This is a genomic window from Fusicatenibacter faecihominis, assembly GCF_020686945.1.
GTDB classification, from domain to species: Bacteria; Bacillota; Clostridia; order Lachnospirales; family Lachnospiraceae; genus Limivivens; species Limivivens faecihominis.
The window spans coordinates 1-16,906 of record NZ_JAJEPR010000012.1 but is presented as its reverse complement, the minus strand read 5'-3'; the positions used below and the strand labels follow the sequence as shown (position 1 = coordinate 16,906).

Below are 16,906 nucleotides of genomic sequence, written 5' to 3'. Positions count from 1 at the left end.
CTACGCTGTAAAAAATGTCCATTATTTTTTATAGATTTGTCCACTCCAGTTCCCCGCAGATCGGATAATGATCGGAAAGCCAGACTTCTCCGTCCCGGTCGGTCCATTTCTTTACGCTGGTACAGGTAAGCCCCGGGTATCCTTCTTTTGCTTCTCTGATATAGATGTAATCGATTCGCTCCTGCTCGTCTTCCGGTTCGAAGCCATGGTAGGTGACACCTATGCCCTCGGTATAGTTCACATAATCCTTCCGCTCTCTCATGACGGCAAATTCTTCCCCGTCCGGCTCTGCATTGAAATCACCGGCAAGGATCACCGGTGCTCCGGCAAACAAAACTGCGTCATCCATTTTCTTTAAGATCTGGGAGAGGCCCAGGGTTCTGGCCTGTACGCCGAGATGATCCAGATGGATATCACACAGACGGAAAACTTTCTTTTCCTGAAGATCTTCCAGCACGACTTCTGTACACACCCGGGGGCAGATGGACTGTTCTTCATATCTGCTCGCCGGCACATAGGGGGTTGGGGACAGCCAGAAGGTTTCCATATTGATCAGGTTCAGACGGTCGGTACGAAAAGCGACGGTCATCTGCTCGTCTTCCAGGATCTCGTTTCTTCCGCAACCGACTACAGTATACTCCGTCAGGTTCTCTTTCAGCCATGCTGCCACATGGGGAAGCACTTCCTGAAAACAGATCACATCCGGTTTTTCCTCGGCAAGTTTCTTCAAAATCACAGGTTTCCGGAAGCGAAAACTGTTGGCTCCATCCTGGTCATAATCACACCGTATATTAAAGGTCACTAATTTTATCATCCTTTTTCCTCCTCTTCTTCCTTCAGAACAGCCACAGCCAGATCGGCTGGGTCCAGGCCTTCTGTCCTCTGCTGTTTTTGATCGTCACTCTCACATACTCTTCATCCCCGTTTAATGCAAAGCTTCCTTCTGTCAGCCGGTCTCCCTCATCGCTGAACAGGTGATCTCCCCTGTGAGGCGTCTGGAAATAAATATCCTGGCAGGGCTCGCAGGTCACATGAGCCACTCCCTCCTCCACATAGAAATCATGGAACAGCGGTCCGGAGGATGCATAGAAGCTTCCGTCTTTGATCGCTTCCAGAATACCTCTGTGGGTAAATTCTTTCGTCTTTACCATGATAAAGCCGCCCAGATCATGTTTCCCGATATCGTGGGCATCGTCGGTGGCAAAGCAGAAAATCTTATTTTTCACAAACAGAAAGTGGTCAAAATACGTCTCGGAATTGCCATTGTTTCCGAAAAATTCAGAACCGTGGTTGTAGATTTCCATGCCGATCATGCCCTGCAGATATTTGATATCCGTGGAATCGATCTTGGACCAGTAGGGATGGCCGTACAGGGTGACATTTCCTCTCTGCCCAAAATATTCGATGATACGCTCTGCCGTTGTCAGCACTCCGTTTTTGCGCTCTTCCTCAAAGGTATAATGTTCCGGAATCCGGTTCGTCTCCGGCAGACCAAAACCCACAAGATGGTGATCTTTTCTTCCCGGCAACTCGATATCCAACTCCGTTCCCGGAAACAGCAGGAAATCATCCCTGTTCAGTTCCGGATGAATCCCGTAAACCCAGTGATCCGTCAGTGCCAGAAAATCATAGCCCTGGCTGCGGTAATGCTCCGCCGTCTCTTTGGGCGTATGCATCCCGTCTGACCAGGTTGTGTGGGTGTGAAGATTTCCTTTTTTGTATGTTCCTTCTCTATAAAGGGTTCTTTTTTCCATATGACTCTCCTTTATTTTCGTGTGTTTTTTACTGTATTTGCCCCCATTATAGCAAATCTGTTTTTTCTCTATAATGTACATAACTTTTAAAATAACTGGACTTTTCTACGATTTTCTTCAGACTATTGACATTGCCAGTTCGTCTGCGTATTCTGAAAAAGAATTATGCATTTACTATAGAATACGGAAATGGAGAAGACTATGGCTGAACTGAAAACAATTTACCATGTAGAGGGAAAATTATGCAAAGACTTTATCGGGCAGATTTCCTATACGGTCTGCCTGGATCAGAAGTATGACGAGCTGGATATTGAATTTTCTTTTGCACCGCAGCACTTCCGCTCTGAGGATGTGACACCGGAGCTGAAACAGTACCTGCTCGACTATTGCAAAAAAGAATATGGAATCGAAGACTGCACCCCGGAAGAATGGGAAGACGCGGTCTATCATGGCATGAAAACCGAGATTCACACCATGGCAACCCTGAACGATACCTTCATCGGCAATATCCACCGGCAGCTGACAACCAGGCATATGCATTTTACTGCAACGGAAGCCACCGAAGGCTGCATTCCGCAGCCGGACATCGAGGGTGTGTTAAAAGTAACCATCCTGGTATTTTCCGTACTGCTGAACAACACCGAATATCAGCTGACGGTACGCGCACGTTAAGGGGGATTTTTTATGTATAAGAGACTGGAATTACACAATCATACCAACGAATCAGATGCGGTATTTACCTGCAAAGAACTGACAGACTTTATGGTGGCTGACCATGTGGACGCCTTCTCCCTGACGGATCACAACACCATCTCCGGCCATTACAAGATTGAGAACTATCTGAAAGAGCATCCGCAGCCCATCGCCTTTATCCCGGGCATGGAATACACGACTTACTACGGACATATTCTCTGCCTGAACCTGACCGAGTATGTGCCCTGGGAAAACATCAACAAGCATAAACCGGAACTTCTCTTCCAGGCCGCCCGTGAAAAAGGAGCGCTGGTGGGTGTCGCTCACCCCTATTCCTTCGGCTGGCCCTTCGCCCAGGGCTGCCGTTTCGAGATGACGATCACCGATTATTCCTGCTGTGATTTCATCGAGATCTTCAACAACCCGGAACCGCTCCACGAGGTCAATGAAAAAGGTGTCAAACTGTGGGAAGACCTGGTACGTTCCGGCGAAAACATCGCTGCTACCTGCGGCATGGACCTGCACGGCAACAGCAGCCTGCACGGCCATTATTCCACCTACATTGAGGGAGAACCGGAGGGCGACGTCTGCCAGGAGCTCTCCGATGCGATTCATCACCAGCGCACCTGGGTATGCAAAGGCCCTCTGCTGGAAGTCCATAACGACGGAGAAGCCCTCTCTTTCACCATCCATCAGACCGGAAAACCGGGTTATGAGCCGCTTCCCGAGGAGGATTACAAGATCACCCTCCGCACCAGAGATCAGCTCATCACCTGTGGCGTATCCGACCGGATCCCGCTGACTTCTTTCAAGGAAGACCGGATCATCATTCCGATGCTTTTTGAAAAAGAAACCATCATCGAAAACCTGGTATGCACAAGCCCGGTGATTCATCTGTAACAGAAATCAGAAAACCCTGACCAGTTTTTTCCAGTCAGGGTTTTCTTTTTGTCTTTTGTTATGAAAATTTCTTTCTTCCAAGCATACACACCACCAGCGCCAGGAAAGTCATCACTACCCAGCTTCCGATCGTCACATTCCAGCCTTTCTGTTCTACCAGCACACCGATCGTAAAGGTAGAGACTGCCGTTCCCACATAGGCCATACAGTTCATAAAACCAGATACCGTAGACACTTTTCCCATCGCCTCATAGCGAAGCGGAAACAGGTTGACAAACAGTGTGTTGACTCCCATCATGGAAGCCGTTGTCAGGGCAAAGAGTACCACAGTCAGAATCATGGAAACATCCTTTCCAATCCAGATACCAGTCAGTGCCAGCACGGCAACCAGGAACAGACAGACAGCTGCCATCGCCTCCTGATTTTTACATTTTTTATAGAGATACTGGGCTACATAGGCCCCGCTCAGATTGACAATCGGAAGTACCGTCGTCACAAGAATCGAAAAGGCCGGAGAAGTAAAAAAGGTCTCTGTGATATAGGTCGGAACCCAGGTTGTTACCCCGTCCTTCAGCATCCCGTGAATAATCACAGGAAAAAGTACCATCAGGATGCCGGAACCAAACCAGGCCGTTTTTCCCGCAGCCGTCGTTTTTACAGAGCTGTCTTTCCCACGTTTATCCACCTCTGCCGCATCTCTTTCCGGGTCTTTTCCACAGTTTTCAATTTTTCCAAACCCGATAATCCATACAACTGACATCGCGCCCAGACAGATGGCTGCCGCACCAAAGACCGCTCTCCAGCCGATCAGCCACATCACGCCGGCGGCCAGCAGATAAGAAGCCAGGGTTCCAAGTACCTGGGAAGACACGATGTCCACACAGAACTTCATCTTCTGCTCCCTGCTCACCATCTCCGCAAAGATACGGATGATCGGCGGCCAGATCATCGCCTGTGCATATCCGTTAATTCCCCAGATAACTGCCATCACCTGAAAGCCTCCGGCAAATCCCATACAGAGATTCGCTCCGGCTGCAATGGCCAGCCCGGTAAAAATCATCTTTCCCGGGTGAAACTTATCCCCCAGAATCCCGTTGCAAAGCTGTCCGATTCCATAGGCAAAAAAGTACACCATGCTGATAAAGCCCGCCTGGCTCTTCGTCAGAATCGTCCCCTGAATCATCTCCGTCATCGCCGATGAATAATTCAGCCGTCCGATATAGGAGGTAAAATAAGCAAACCAGCACAGCAAAAACAGCAGCCGTGCGACCTTCGGACTTTCAATTCTTCTCATTCGTTTCATCATTTTTCCCTCTTTCTATTTTCTGCTCTCTTCCCGGTACTGCAGAGGCGTCATTCCCAGATACTTTTTAAATACCCGGAAGAAATACTGGCTGTCCTCATATCCCACTTTTTTTGAAATATCCACCACGCTCAGCTCTGAATGGTACAAAAGCTCTCTCGCCTGATTGATCCGAAGTTCCGTAATATAATTCACGGCAGACCGGCTCATCTCTTTCTTAAACATCGAGGAAAAATAATTCGGACTCATTCCATAATGCTCCGCCAAAACATTGACCGTCAGGTTTTCCGCAAAATGCTCCTGAATATAACCAATCGCCATCTGAATCTTGCTTCTGGCGTTGGCATCGGCAACGCTTTCCGTGGATACACACTCCATCACCATCTCTATGATCTTCTGCCGGATCTCCTGAAGCGACTGAATCCGATCCAGAAGGTTATAATTCTGCAGCATTTTTTCGATCTCTGCCGCGTTTCTTCCTCTCCGCTCATAGTGATGCAGCAAAAGATTTAAGATCCGAATCCACATGATCCGCAGATAGGCGCTGCCATACTTTTTCACCAGTTCTTCCGAAAAAATCTCCTGCACCAGATTTTTCACCTTGAAGATCTCATTATGCTCAATATACTGTTCCAGCAGATGCAGCTGAGACACTGGGAATTCCTGTTCGCCCAGAATCCGGATATCCTCATAAAAATAAATATTGGCTTTTCCATAGATGATTCGCTGTTTTAAAGCCTGTCTCGCCTCTGAAGTTTCCTTTCCCTCCAACTGGCTGCGGCACCGGCTGACGCCGATCGTCAGGTAAATTCCCATTTTCTTTTCCAGCACCGAGCGCATCCTCAGATAGATCCGTTCCACTTCCATCCGCAGTTTTTTCTTATCATCTCCTATGAAAATACCATACATCTGTCTCGTATCTGACAAACTGTTTACCAGAAGCTTCTCACATGGTGCCTGGATCTCTTCAAAAATATTCCGAATCATAAAACGTACCAGTTCATGATCCACCGGCCGAAATCTCTGATGTTCAAAGCTTTCCTTGTTGATGTGCAGAATCGCCAGATAAAGTACCGATTCTGCACCCCCTGCCCACATTTTTTCATCATATCCACAGAGCTTGCAGAGCTGCTCCCTTGTAACTGCACCGGCTTCCTGGCTGGAAAAGAGTGCATTCAGCGCCTTCTCCTGCTGATAAACCTGTTTTTCCCGATCCATTCGCTTTTTCATCTGTACTTCCTGGCGAACGCTTGCCGTCTGTTCCATCTCTTTGTAGGCCTTATCAAAGGCCGCCTTCAAATCATCGTTGGAGACCGGTTTCAACAGATACGCCTTTACGCCCAGCCGGATTGCCGTCTCCGCATAGCTGAACTCCGCATAGCCGCTGAGTACGACAAATTTTATCTGATTGTTTTTCTTCTGCATCTCCTGAATCAGTTCCAGACCGTCCATATCCGGCATACGGATATCTGTGATCACCACATCAATCGGATGCTCCTCCTGGAGCCTCAATGCCATCAGACCATTTTCCGCCTCAAAAATCTCATCCACATCAATTCCCAGATACTCGATTCGCGCCCGTAAGCCCTGGCGAATCAGCTGTTCGTCATCCACAATCAGTATATTATGTCTCATCTTCTTCTCCTTTCCTCATGATTGGCAATTGGATCGTAAAGCGGCTTCCCTGATATGGAGCGCTCCTGATGGTAATTCCATATGCTTCTCCATAAGCCAGTTTGATTCTCTGGTTGACGTTACGGATCCCTATATTTTTCTTTCCCTCCACCGGTTTTGCGGTATTGATAAAACGTGTGATTTCGGCCACTTTTTCCCGAACCATGCCTTCCCCGTCGTCCTCAATCTCAATATACAGCCGGTCTTTTTTTTCAAAGGCAGAGACTTCCAGCGTTCCGACACTGGTCAGGTTGCTCAGTCCATGGGAAATCGCATTTTCCACAATCGGCTGCAGGATAAACCTTGGAATATAGACATGGGCCGCATCCACATCGATGTTGTAAAATACCTGCAGGCGGTCCCCGTAACGAATCTTCTGAATAAACATATAGTTTTTAATATGGGTCATTTCCTGTTCCAGCGGAACCAGCTCTCCGTAATCTTTTCCCAGACTGTACCGGAAGATCTCCCCCAGTTTTCCACAGATATCACACACGACAAACACCTGCTTCACCGCCGCAATGGAACTGATGGTTTCCAGCGTGTTATACAGAAAATGGGGATTGATCTGGAGCTGCAGATTTTTCAGCTGTGCCTCTTTATTTTCCAGTTTCTGAACATAGCTGGTCTTGATCAGCTGATCGAGTTTGCCAAGCATCCGGTTAAACTGCTGATCCAGCACTGCAATCTCATCGGTTCCACTGATTTTTTCGCTCACTGACAGATCGCCGGTCTCCGCACGGCGGAATTTTTTCACCAGAAGTTCCACCCGGGAGGAGAAATCTTTGCTGTACCAGTAAATCACCCCGGTGACGGCTATCATCAGAAGAAGCAGCAACGGAAGAATCGTCTCTATGATCTCCGCCCGTTTCTCCAGTGAATCCTGATTATCAAATAAAAACAGCAGATTCAGTCCATAATCCTCCAGGGTCTGACCAGCCACCGTATAGGTATCAATCAGTCCCTCGGAATTTGCACCAGTTTCTTCCTTTGCTGTATCAGACCAGTATTTTTTTAAGATCTCGCTTCCATTCTCTTTCAGGGTCTGATAGAGGATTTTTGCATCTTCTCCCTCATTTTTATAGACGATGACATCGTAAGTGGCATTTTCTTCACTGTCGGTCGCCGCCGGTACAAACAGGCGTTTCATCGCTACATCCAGTTTAATGATTCCCAGCTGTGAGCGGCTCAGATGTTCGGTATCCAGCTCTTCGATATCTTTCACCAGAGACAGAATCGGTTCCGAATCTTTTAAGGCAAAGTAGGAAAAGCAGTCGTCTTTCATTGCCCTTTCCTGCAGATACCACACTTCTCTGCTCGCCTGCTGCATCATGGATGCACGCCTGCCATATATTTTACAATCCTGCACGCTGGAATAGATCATGCAGTTTCTCACTTCGCTTTGTTTCTCCAGCAAAAGAGAGTTATTCACTTCTTTGCTGACCAGTTCTCCTTTGTCGTAGGGGTTTAGCGTTTCATCTGTCAGTGTACTTAAAATCACCGTATTATTCGCGATCACTTCCAGGCTGTTTCGGTACTGCTGCAATTTTTCTTCTATGTTTTTCATATACTGAGAAGTAATCTGATCATGGTAATCCTGTACCTCCGCCTGTGCGGTGCGATCCAGCTTATAAAACAAAAATATACTGATGAGCAGGGTCGGAACCAGACTGGCAAGCAGTGAAAATACCAGTAGTTGTACGAAGATTGATCTTGAATGTATGCCTTTTCCTTTCATCCTGTGCTCCTGTTTTCTTTCCCTTTTTTTAGTTCTGAATTGTCATATACATCTTAACGTAGAAAAATCCACTGTTGCAATAGGAAAAACTATTGCTCACAGTGGATTTTTCTACGATTGGGGAAGTTTTTGGGGGAGTAAAATGTGCGGGTGAAAGATTGATAAAGCGGGACGCCCATTAAAGGTTTAAAAGATGTGGTGGACAGGACGCCCCCGCCGGAAAGTCCGCTCCGGCTGCAGTTGCGTCGGCGGGAAATACTAATGCTGCGGTTCGCTGCTAAAAACATGAGAGAAAATCCATAACTCGCTTCGCTCAAACAATGGATTTTCTCTCATAACGCAGCTCATCGCAGCATAAGAATTTCTCCGCCTCCTCCACATGTCAGCGCGGATCGGACTTTCTGGTGGGGGCTGGGTGTGGCAGCCTGCAAGCCTAACTGCTCCTCACATTGCTCGCGGGAATAAAACACAGAAAATCTGCAAACTACCATATATCAAGGAAGCGCCCGACGAAAAAGCAGGCCAGGCTGACATGTGGAGGCAGCTGTAGAAATACTTATGCCCCGGGAATCTGCGTTATGAGCAAAAATCCATTGTCTGAGCGAAGCGAGTTCTGGATTTTTGCTCATGCTTTTAGCAGATTTTCGGAGCATTAGTATTTCCAGCTGCCGCAACTGCAGCCGGGACTGTCTTTTCGTCAGGCGCTGGAGTGGTGAGAGGTCACATTATTACTCTATCACTGCTCTGCTGTCATCTCTGCCTGAATCGTATCCTCCGTAGCGGCCATCGCCTGGAGCGTCATGGTAAGAAGCTTCTCCAGGTCCCAGCCAAGCTGCTCAGCTCCGCGCTCGATCACCTCACGGGAACAGCCGGCAGCAAAGCCTTTACTCTTATATTTTTTCTTCAGGGATTTAAGCTCCATATCCTTCGTGCTCTTAGACGGACGCATCAGAGCTGCGGCCCAGATAAGACCGGTCAGTTCATCCGCTGCAAAAAGCACCTTCTCCATCTCATGCTCCGGAGCCACATCCAGCGTAACGCCGCCTACGGTAATTCCATATCCATGAGACACCACAGCATGAATGATATCCTCTCCCACACCACCTTCTCTCAGAAGCTCCGGCGCTTTCAAGCAGTGCTCCTCCGGATAAAGCTCAAAATCAATATCATGAAGCAGACCAACGATGCCCCAGTATTCCTCCGCATCGCCGTACCCCAACTCCTTCGCATACCATCTCATAACAGCCTCCACCGTCAGAGCATGCTGAATATGAAACGGGTCTTTATTGTACTTCTTCAATAACGTCAGTGCGTCTTCTCTTGCTATGTAAGTCATTTTTTCATTCTCCTTTTGCCCTTCCGGGCCGTTATTTTCCTTCTATCTTAGTCCTTCCAGGAAGCGATGACAAGGGCTGGGGACTTATCTTTTTTCTATTGTTGGTTATAAGAAAAAGCTTTGTCTTTTATCTAACACACTCCCTCGTAATCTCTTTCAAGCTGGACACGCCGCACATTTTCATCGTGTCCTCCAGCTCGGTACCGATTTTTTCAATGTAGGAGCGGACGCCTTCCTGTGCTCCGCCGTAGACAGCTGTGACGAAGGGCCTAGCGATGACAACGCCATCGGCTCCAAGGGCCAGGGCTTTAAAGACATCAGCTCCGGAGCGGATTCCGCCATCCACCAGGATCTTCATGGAACCATTTACAGCCGTTGCAATCTCTTCCAGTACCTCCGCCGTCGCTGGGCACTGATCCAGCACTCTCCCGCCGTGGTTGGAAACGATGATGGCTGCCGCCCCTGCCTCTTTCGCCTTCAAAGCGCCCTTCACCGTCATAATTCCCTTCACGATAAAGGGCGTTCCGGCCATCTCGATGATCTCCCGGAGTTCCTCCACAGTCTTGCTTCCTGCAGGCGGCTCCATATTTTTCAGAAATGGAAGACCTGCGGCATCGATATCCATAGCCACCGCAAAGGCCCCAGATTCATGAACCAGCTCCATCTTCTCCCGGATCGTCTCCAGATTCCAGGGCTTCACCGTGGGAATCCCGACGCCCCCTGCTTTTTTGATAGCCGCCGTGGCCGCCACCATCACATTGCTGTTCACACCGTCCCCGGTAAACGCGGCAATACCGTTTTCCGCGCAGGCGGACACCAGAATATCATTATAGGCCACATCATCCAGGCAATCCCCATAATGAAGCGAAACGGCTCCCACCGGTCCTGCAAAAACAGGATAACAGAACGTTTTTCCAAAGAGCTCCAGAGAAGTGTCCACAGGCTTGTTTTCTACGATGGTATCCATTTGTACACGGATCTCTTTCCATTTGTCGTAGTTTCGTACGGCAGTATCCCCGATCCCTTTGGAACCGGGCCCCGGCATCTGATTTTTACAGGCTCTTCCATTACACTCCGGACAGGCCTTACAAAATTTGCCGATCCGATCTTTTGCTTTTATGATACATTCGGAATAATTCATTTTCTTCGTTCCTTTCTCGTGAGTTTCTTTCTATTATACCGATTTTCTCCAAACAAGTCAAAAAACGGCACCACTCAATCATTTTTCGTTGAGTGATGCCGCTTCCATTCTGTTTTTTATGAGATTCTTCCATTTTCCATCTCGTACACTTCGTCCGCCACCTGCATCGTGGACTGGCGGTGAGAAACCAGAACTACCGTTTTCTTATCGCAGGACTCACGGAGAGATTTCAGTATAATGCCCTCATTCAGGGAATCCAGATTGCTAGTGGGCTCATCGAGGAGCAGGAAGGGCGCATCATGAAGAAAAACCCGGGCGATGCCGATCCTCTGCTTTTCTCCGCCTGACAGGGTATCTCCCAGTTCGCCGACCTTTGTATCATAACCATCCGGCAGGGTTTGAATAAAGTCGTGAATCGACGCCTTCTTTGCCGCTTCGATGATCTCCTCCCGGGAGGCTCCCGGCTTTCCGATCGCGATATTGTTGGCTATGGAATCATGAAAAAGGTGTGTTTCCTGGGTCACATAGCTTTCCATATCCCTTAGCTTTCCGGTTGGAATCCTCTTGATTGGCTGACCATCCACCTGGATTTCTCCCCGGTTTACATCCCAGAACCGCATCAGAAGCTTTAAGAGCGTGGATTTTCCACTGCCGCTGGCTCCGTGTATTCCAATCACCTTTCCCGGTTTCAGATCGATCGAATAATCCTTTAAAATCACTTCATTCTCATAGGCGAAAGTCACATGGCTGACTTTTGCACCACGAAAAGCTTCCGCTCTCTCTTTCCCTGTCACCCCGTCTCCCGGCACTTCCTCTACCATCGGAGTCTCCTCCAATATAGAAAGAACCCGTTCCCCGCTGGCCAGCGTCTGATTCAAGTTGTTGGAGAGGCTCGACAAAGCCACCACCGGCCCAAAAGAGCCCATCTGGGCAACCGTACAGATCACCACTGCCTCAAAGCTCACCGCCCCCCTCTCATACAGGCTCAGCATCAGAAACAACATCCCAAAGGAAAAAAGCAGAATTACCAGATTGGTCACGGCCCGCTGACTGCCTTCCATACGGCTCAGTTCTTTCTGCATCCGGCCAAGAGATACCGAACGTTCTTCCATCTGCTGATTTCGCTTTTCTCCATACCCGTACTGAATGGTCTCATCCAGACCGCGCACAGACTCCAGCACAAAGCTGTTCAGTTCTCCGAACGCATTGCGGTACTCCATTCCTTTGTCACCGCTCCGCTTTCCATTCCACAGCGGAATCACGACTCCTACGAAAAAATAAGCGATCAGCGCAAACACCCCCGCACACCAGTGATACCGTCCCATAAAGCAGACCATGAAAACAGAGGTCAGAACCGCAATCGCGATCGGCGAAATGGTATGGGCATAAAAAACCTCCAGAAGTTCGATATCAGTCGTAATAATAGAAATCAGATTTCCCTTGTCACGCCCTTCCAGCTTTGCCGGACAGAGCCGCCTCAGGGCCGCAAAAACTTTGTGGCGGATCACTGCCAGCAATTTGAACGCAATAAAATGATTGCAGTACTGCTCCGCATAATGGAAAATGCCCCGCATCACTGCAAGCATAATCAGCCCGAAAAACAGCCTCCCGGAAAGTGCTCCGCCTCCTGCCACCTTCATAACGGCCTTCGACGCTGTAATGGTCAGGAAAATCGCACACAGATAGCCAACGGTTCCGAGAAGAATGGCCGCCAGCATAATGTGGAGCATGGATTTTACCAGACCAATGAGCTGACCCATGATCTGAATACCGCTTCGTCTTTTCTTTGTACTGCTCATAAGTCCGCCTCCTTTGTGTACGCTTCGAGTTTTCTCTGGCTCTCATACAGTTCATAATAGCTGCCCTTAAGCCTCATCAGTTCCCCGTGGGTCCCTGCTTCCGCAATCCTGCCTTTTTCCAGCATGAAAATACAGTCCGAATCCACGACGTTCGCGAGGCGGTGGGAGATCAGCAGCACCGTTTTGGTCTTTGCCAGTTCCCGTATGACTTCCATGATCATCTCTTCGCTTTCCATATCGATATTGGAAGTCGCCTCGTCAAAAATATAAACCGGGGTATCGTGTAGAAGCGCCCTTGCCAGCGCCAGTCTCTGTTTCTGTCCGCCGGACAGATTGCCAGCCTTTTCCGTAAGCGGTGTCTCAAGACCCTGCTGCGTATCCAGAAAGGCCAGCAGATTCACTTTTTTCAGTGCCGCTCTCATCTCTTCCGCGGTTGCCTCCGGTTTTGCCATCCGAAGATTTTCCTCCACCGTCCCTTTCCAGAGATAACTGTTGTGCGTCACCACCGTGATATACGCCATCAACTCTCTTTCCGGAATCCTGGAAAGCTCTGTTCCGCCAAATTGAATACTGCCCTGATACCCTTTATTTTTCCCGCTCAAAAGCCCCGCGATGGTACTTTTACCACAGCCGGAGGTTCCCACCAGCGACACACAGCTTCCCGCTTTCAGTGTGAGAGCGATTCCTTTCAGAATCTCCCTGTCTTCTTCATAAGAAAAATGTACCCCTGCAAAACGAATATCCACCGCGCACTTCGGAGCCTCTGCTGTTCCCTGCTCCGGTTCCGGCATATCCAGAAGAGAAAAAATCTTGTCGCTGGCCGCCATTCCGTTCATCGCGATGTGAAAAAAAGAGCCCAGAAGACGCAGCGGGATAAAAAACTCAGCCGCCAGAAGAAGAAGCGTCAGGACACCGGCCAGCCCGATCTCCCCATGCGCAAATTCTCGGATCGCCTCGATCATGCCCACAGCTGCACCTCCGTAGGCCATGATATCCATCACGCTGGTAGAATTGAGCTGCATAGTCAGCACCTTCATCGTAATGCTCCGGAACTGCTGCGCTTCCTCGTCCATTTCCTGCGCTTTCTGTTCATCTGCCTGATAGATTTTCAGCGTCGTCAGTCCCTGCAGATTCTCCAGGAAGCTGTCTCCCAGTCCTGTATACACGCTCCAGTATTTGTCAAGAAGCCGTTTGGCGATCTTCTGCACCACAACAATGGAGAGTGGGATCAGCGGCACACAGAGGAGAAGCACTGCACTTGCTTTCACACTCACTCTAGAAAGTACCGCAAATAACGTCACAGGAGCCAGCAGACTGTAAAACAGCTGAGGAAGATATTTTCCAAAATAAATCTCCAGTTGCTCCACGCCCTCCGAACTCATCTGCACGATCTCAGAAGTCGCTGTCTGTTCCCGGTAAGAGGCACCCAGGCGAAGCAGTTTTTCATAGATCTTTTTTCTCAGAATGCGCTTTACATCCACACTGGCTGCATAAGAAGCCCTCGCCGCCATCCGGTCACAGACAAAGCGGATACAGACGGAAAGGACCAGGATCAGCACGGTCCGTCTCAATACTGATCCCTCTGTCTTTCCGGAAAAGGCGCCCTCCAGAAGACCCGCCGCGGAAAAAACGGCTGCGATCTGCGCCAGCAGTGCCGCCCACTGCCAGAATACATTCTGGATGATATACTTTTTTGCCTGGGAGAGAAGAGCCACCAGTCTTGTCTTAATCATTTTCTTCTCCCTCCCCGGTCTTTACCATTCCAAAGAAATAAACCACATGGCAGACCCACACGACTACCAGGCAGATCCTGCCGACAGGCACCTGTTTCATCATGAGAAAGCCGACTGTCATCAGAGCCGTCACCATTCCCACAATGGAACACTTGGTCTTTAAAGTCATTGTCTTCTTTTCCACAAAGCTCTCCAGATGCTTCTTGTATAACTGCGTTCCCAGAAACCAGCGATGAAGCCGCTCGGAGCTTTTTGCAAAGCAGAACACCGTCGCCATGTAAAAAGGAACCGTGGGCAGGATCGGCAGGACAATCCCCACCGTTCCAAGCCCCAGGCAAAGAAATCCAAGTATCATCCAAAAAAAGCGGACCGGATTTTTATTCACGTTTTTTCCTCCATTTTCTCTGTATGTTTTGTTTTATCTGGTAAAGCTGGCTTTTTTCAAAGCCAGAATATCAGCAATGCGGTACTCTCCGGCATGTGGACGCAGCCAACGCTGCATGTGACTGTGATGGCCACTCTGCCTTTGATAATTCCTCTGCTGTTCTGTATAAACCGGCAGGCCTCCAGCGGGATATTGACTTTGTTGCCCCGTATCTCCGCTTTGTGAAGCCTTCCGTTACATTCGTATTTCAGGGAAGACAATTTTCCTTTCATCTCGGCATGATCCACTCTGGATATTGCATTCATTTTCTGGATGCTCAGTTCCAGCCAGCTTCCACGCTTGTTATGCCGGAGCATGGCCTGTCTCTCAACCCCCCTGTCTGCCATGGAACGTTTCCGAAGCTGTTCGATCTGGCTGCCCGCCTGATAAATGGCGATACACACTGGCCAGCTTCCCCATGCCAGCATATCATCCAGAAAACTTTCTTCCTTCCAGATCACCGGTTTGGGCACATGCTGTACCGATGAGCGGTCGCTTCGCACGATTTTTCCAAGGGTTGCACAGTCAAGATTTTCAATCAGTTTTCTGAGGGTCTCTCCCTGCGCCTCCTCATCGATTCCAATCCTGGCCAGATAATTTTCTGTCTCATCGATCAGCTTCCGGTAACGGTCCAGCATCATCTTTCCCACTGTGGTAAATTCATATTTTTCATTCAGAATTCCTTTTTCACAGCAGCTTTTCAGGTAACGGCTGACTGCGGGATGGCTGACGCCGCATTTTCCTGCGATCTCCATGACCGTTCCACGCTTCCATCCGACTTTTTCCAGTTCCATCAGATACCTGATCTGAAGCAAAGATGGAAGGCCTGTCTGTTGTACTTCTTCTGTTGTTTTCATCTTTCACCTTCCGTTCAGGAGATATGGACATTCAGCTCTCTGCATGCTTTTTCCACAGGAAGATCTCCTTCTTTTACAAAAGCAATCAAAAGCTCTCCTTCTATAATGGGATCTGACGGACAAATGATAAATTCAAACTCCTGTGCAGGTATGCATATGGTACACTCCTTTTCTTCTGCCTGGAGCCATCCGGCATCCCGGTCCATATACCACAGCTTTTCCGACTGGCTTTCTTCTTTCCGGATCAGCTTACAGGTGCTTTTTTCCTTGCTGATCTCCAGCGTGATCCATTCCTTATACCAGAAATATTCCTGCGCCAGTTTTCTCGGACACAGCCGCTCCATCTCATAGATCCCCATTCCCATTTCATAGGTCCCCGGCTCATAGCGAAACCGAAGATCTGAGTGATGCAGGATCCTCTCGCTGGGTACGCCGCTGTTTATAAACTGACAGATGCTTTCTACCGTCTTCTCCCCTGCCACATGTTCTATCCGGCAGGCGTCTTCTTCTGCATCCTCCGGCTTTACACCGGCCAGCTGAAGAAACTGCTTGAAGGTCTCATGACGGTATCCCAGCTCCTCCCCTCTGGCGATCCCAAAAGAAGTCAGCTGAATCTCATCTGCATTTGCAAGCGGAAAGATGTAACCGTATTCCAGCATTTTTTTCAGATAGTAGGTACACTCTCTTCTGGACAACTGAAATTTTTCACACAGCCGGGATGATGAGAGCGGGCAGCTGTTTTTCCTCCAGTGGCAAAGCTGTTCCAGCATATTTTCCACCGTCTCGCGTTTCGAGCAGGGCATTCCGCTCGCCAGATCTTCCGTTAATTCTTGTCCTTTTTTCTCGTTCATATCAGCTCCTCGTAAGTCACGACTAATCAAAAGTTTTATATCATAAGTAGGTATTAGTGTCAACAAACTTTTGTTGATTCGTACTCATCGGTTACGGTTTTGGATGGTAAAAAATGGCTTATTTCCGGGATTTTTCAAAAAAGAAGAATAAAAAAAACGCTCAAGTTGTCTTAATCTGCATGAGCGTTTTTTCATCCTGATAGAAGTTTCAGAATAGTTTTTCCGGGTCTGTGGTCTGTTCGTCGATACACACGGCATGGACGGTCATACGGGAATCATAGCCGTTTCCGGTGCAGGTGGAGAGGGTCAGGATATGGTCGCTGCTCTCTGGATGAATCCCGGTCTCGATCAGGGAATTTTGCAACAGCTCATCAAAAGCCACTCTCACATCCGTGAACCACCAGTCTTTTTTCTCTTCGCGGGTGTCCTCGGTGGTCGTTTCTGTGGTATTCCTGGTGGTGATGGTACTTTCACTTTTTTCTGCATCAGTTTTGTCAGTTTTGGCCGTTTCTCCGACAGTTTCTATTGTATCCGCTGCTACTTCGTCCGGATCGGCCTCCTGAATCTTCAGAAATTTCTCTTCCAGGGTCTGGTAGGTGTCGGCTGATTTCCTGTTGTCTAGTACCGTGAAAATTAAGTATCTGCTATATTGACGCAGGATGATTTCTTCATATGCAAGGCGGAGGAATGAGGCGTAGCGGTG

The 16,906-nt window shown here is 48.7% G+C and carries 14 protein-coding genes and 1 pseudogene; 2 read left to right on the top strand and 13 right to left on the bottom strand.

What is annotated here, in order from left to right:
* Positions 1-28: 28 nt before the first annotated feature.
* Positions 29-814 (bottom strand): endonuclease/exonuclease/phosphatase family protein, encoded by a 786-nt coding sequence (locus LKD71_RS08675; RefSeq protein ID WP_227615109.1) that lies wholly within the window; start codon positions 812-814, stop codon positions 29-31.
* A gap of 22 nt (positions 815-836) precedes the next feature.
* Positions 837-1,754 (bottom strand): PHP domain-containing protein, encoded by a 918-nt coding sequence (locus LKD71_RS08670; protein WP_227615108.1) that lies wholly within the window; start codon positions 1,752-1,754, stop codon positions 837-839.
* 201 nt (positions 1,755-1,955) lie between these two features.
* On the opposite strand from LKD71_RS08670, the gene LKD71_RS08665 reads away from it, so the two are divergent.
* Positions 1,956-2,426 carry a DUF6669 family protein gene (locus LKD71_RS08665; protein WP_227615107.1) on the top strand — a complete coding sequence of 157 codons (471 nt, stop codon included), beginning with the start codon at positions 1,956-1,958 and terminating at the stop codon, positions 2,424-2,426.
* Between the two features lie 12 nt (positions 2,427-2,438).
* Positions 2,439-3,347: a CehA/McbA family metallohydrolase gene (locus LKD71_RS08660; RefSeq protein ID WP_227615106.1), complete on the top strand. Its 909-nt coding sequence runs from the start codon at positions 2,439-2,441 to the stop codon at positions 3,345-3,347.
* Between the two features lie 58 nt (positions 3,348-3,405).
* On the opposite strand, the gene LKD71_RS08655 is transcribed toward LKD71_RS08660, so the two are convergent.
* The 11 genes and pseudogenes from LKD71_RS08655 to LKD71_RS08605 form a co-directional block, all read right to left on the bottom strand.
* Positions 3,406-4,653: an MFS transporter gene (locus tag LKD71_RS08655; protein WP_227615105.1), complete on the bottom strand. Its 1,248-nt coding sequence runs from the start codon at positions 4,651-4,653 to the stop codon at positions 3,406-3,408.
* Between the two features lie 12 nt (positions 4,654-4,665).
* Positions 4,666-6,285, bottom strand: a complete 1,620-nt coding sequence (locus LKD71_RS08650) for a response regulator (protein ID WP_178047305.1) — start codon at positions 6,283-6,285, stop codon at positions 4,666-4,668.
* Complete coding sequence (locus LKD71_RS08645) at positions 6,275-8,062, bottom strand: sensor histidine kinase (protein ID WP_227615104.1); 1,788 nt, start codon at positions 8,060-8,062, stop codon at positions 6,275-6,277. The genes LKD71_RS08650 and LKD71_RS08645 overlap by 11 nt, the downstream gene beginning before the upstream one ends.
* Before the next feature lie 736 nt (positions 8,063-8,798).
* Positions 8,799-9,398, bottom strand: a complete 600-nt coding sequence (locus tag LKD71_RS08640) for a hydrolase (RefSeq protein WP_227615103.1) — start codon at positions 9,396-9,398, stop codon at positions 8,799-8,801.
* Positions 9,399-9,525: 127 nt separating this feature from the next.
* Positions 9,526-10,539, bottom strand: coding sequence for an alpha-hydroxy-acid oxidizing protein (locus tag LKD71_RS08635; protein ID WP_227615102.1), 1,014 nt, complete (start codon positions 10,537-10,539; stop codon positions 9,526-9,528).
* Between the two features lie 116 nt (positions 10,540-10,655).
* Positions 10,656-12,338 carry an amino acid ABC transporter ATP-binding/permease protein gene (locus LKD71_RS08630; RefSeq protein ID WP_227615101.1) on the bottom strand — a complete coding sequence of 561 codons (1,683 nt, stop codon included), beginning with the start codon at positions 12,336-12,338 and terminating at the stop codon, positions 10,656-10,658.
* Positions 12,335-14,071, bottom strand: coding sequence for an ABC transporter ATP-binding protein/permease (locus LKD71_RS08625; RefSeq protein WP_227615100.1), 1,737 nt, complete (start codon positions 14,069-14,071; stop codon positions 12,335-12,337). Before LKD71_RS08625 ends, LKD71_RS08630 begins: the two co-directional genes overlap by 4 nt.
* Entirely contained in the window at positions 14,064-14,456 is a 393-nt protein-coding gene (locus LKD71_RS08620; protein WP_331466420.1) for a YbaN family protein, read from the bottom strand. Before LKD71_RS08620 ends, LKD71_RS08625 begins: the two co-directional genes overlap by 8 nt.
* Before the next feature lie 56 nt (positions 14,457-14,512).
* The gene (locus tag LKD71_RS08615) at positions 14,513-15,352 is read right to left on the bottom strand and encodes a MarR family winged helix-turn-helix transcriptional regulator (RefSeq protein WP_227615099.1); all 840 of its coding nucleotides are present in this window, start codon (positions 15,350-15,352) and stop codon (positions 14,513-14,515) included.
* A gap of 14 nt (positions 15,353-15,366) precedes the next feature.
* Positions 15,367-16,203: a metal-dependent transcriptional regulator gene (locus LKD71_RS08610; RefSeq protein ID WP_227615098.1), complete on the bottom strand. Its 837-nt coding sequence runs from the start codon at positions 16,201-16,203 to the stop codon at positions 15,367-15,369.
* A gap of 208 nt (positions 16,204-16,411) precedes the next feature.
* A pseudogene (locus tag LKD71_RS08605) lies at positions 16,412-16,906 on the bottom strand (hypothetical protein); the annotation flags it as partial.

What these genes read in the sequence shown, in the direction of transcription:
- LKD71_RS08675 (WP_227615109.1), bottom strand. Translation starts at nt 814, where the DNA reads ATGATAAAATTAGTGACCTTTAATATACGGTGTGATTATGACCAGGAT.
- LKD71_RS08670 (WP_227615108.1), bottom strand. Translation starts at nt 1,754, where the DNA reads ATGGAAAAAAGAACCCTTTATAGAGAAGGAACATACAAAAAAGGAAAT.
- LKD71_RS08665 (WP_227615107.1), top strand. Translation starts at nt 1,956, where the DNA reads ATGGCTGAACTGAAAACAATTTACCATGTAGAGGGAAAATTATGCAAA.
- LKD71_RS08660 (WP_227615106.1), top strand. Translation starts at nt 2,439, where the DNA reads ATGTATAAGAGACTGGAATTACACAATCATACCAACGAATCAGATGCG.
- LKD71_RS08655 (WP_227615105.1), bottom strand. Translation starts at nt 4,653, where the DNA reads ATGATGAAACGAATGAGAAGAATTGAAAGTCCGAAGGTCGCACGGCTG.
- LKD71_RS08650 (WP_178047305.1), bottom strand. Translation starts at nt 6,285, where the DNA reads ATGAGACATAATATACTGATTGTGGATGACGAACAGCTGATTCGCCAG.
- LKD71_RS08645 (WP_227615104.1), bottom strand. Translation starts at nt 8,062, where the DNA reads ATGAAAGGAAAAGGCATACATTCAAGATCAATCTTCGTACAACTACTG.
- LKD71_RS08640 (WP_227615103.1), bottom strand. Translation starts at nt 9,398, where the DNA reads ATGACTTACATAGCAAGAGAAGACGCACTGACGTTATTGAAGAAGTAC.
- LKD71_RS08635 (WP_227615102.1), bottom strand. Translation starts at nt 10,539, where the DNA reads ATGAATTATTCCGAATGTATCATAAAAGCAAAAGATCGGATCGGCAAA.
- LKD71_RS08630 (WP_227615101.1), bottom strand. Translation starts at nt 12,338, where the DNA reads ATGAGCAGTACAAAGAAAAGACGAAGCGGTATTCAGATCATGGGTCAG.
- LKD71_RS08625 (WP_227615100.1), bottom strand. Translation starts at nt 14,071, where the DNA reads ATGATTAAGACAAGACTGGTGGCTCTTCTCTCCCAGGCAAAAAAGTAT.
- LKD71_RS08615 (WP_227615099.1), bottom strand. Translation starts at nt 15,352, where the DNA reads ATGAAAACAACAGAAGAAGTACAACAGACAGGCCTTCCATCTTTGCTT.
- LKD71_RS08610 (WP_227615098.1), bottom strand. Translation starts at nt 16,203, where the DNA reads ATGAACGAGAAAAAAGGACAAGAATTAACGGAAGATCTGGCGAGCGGA.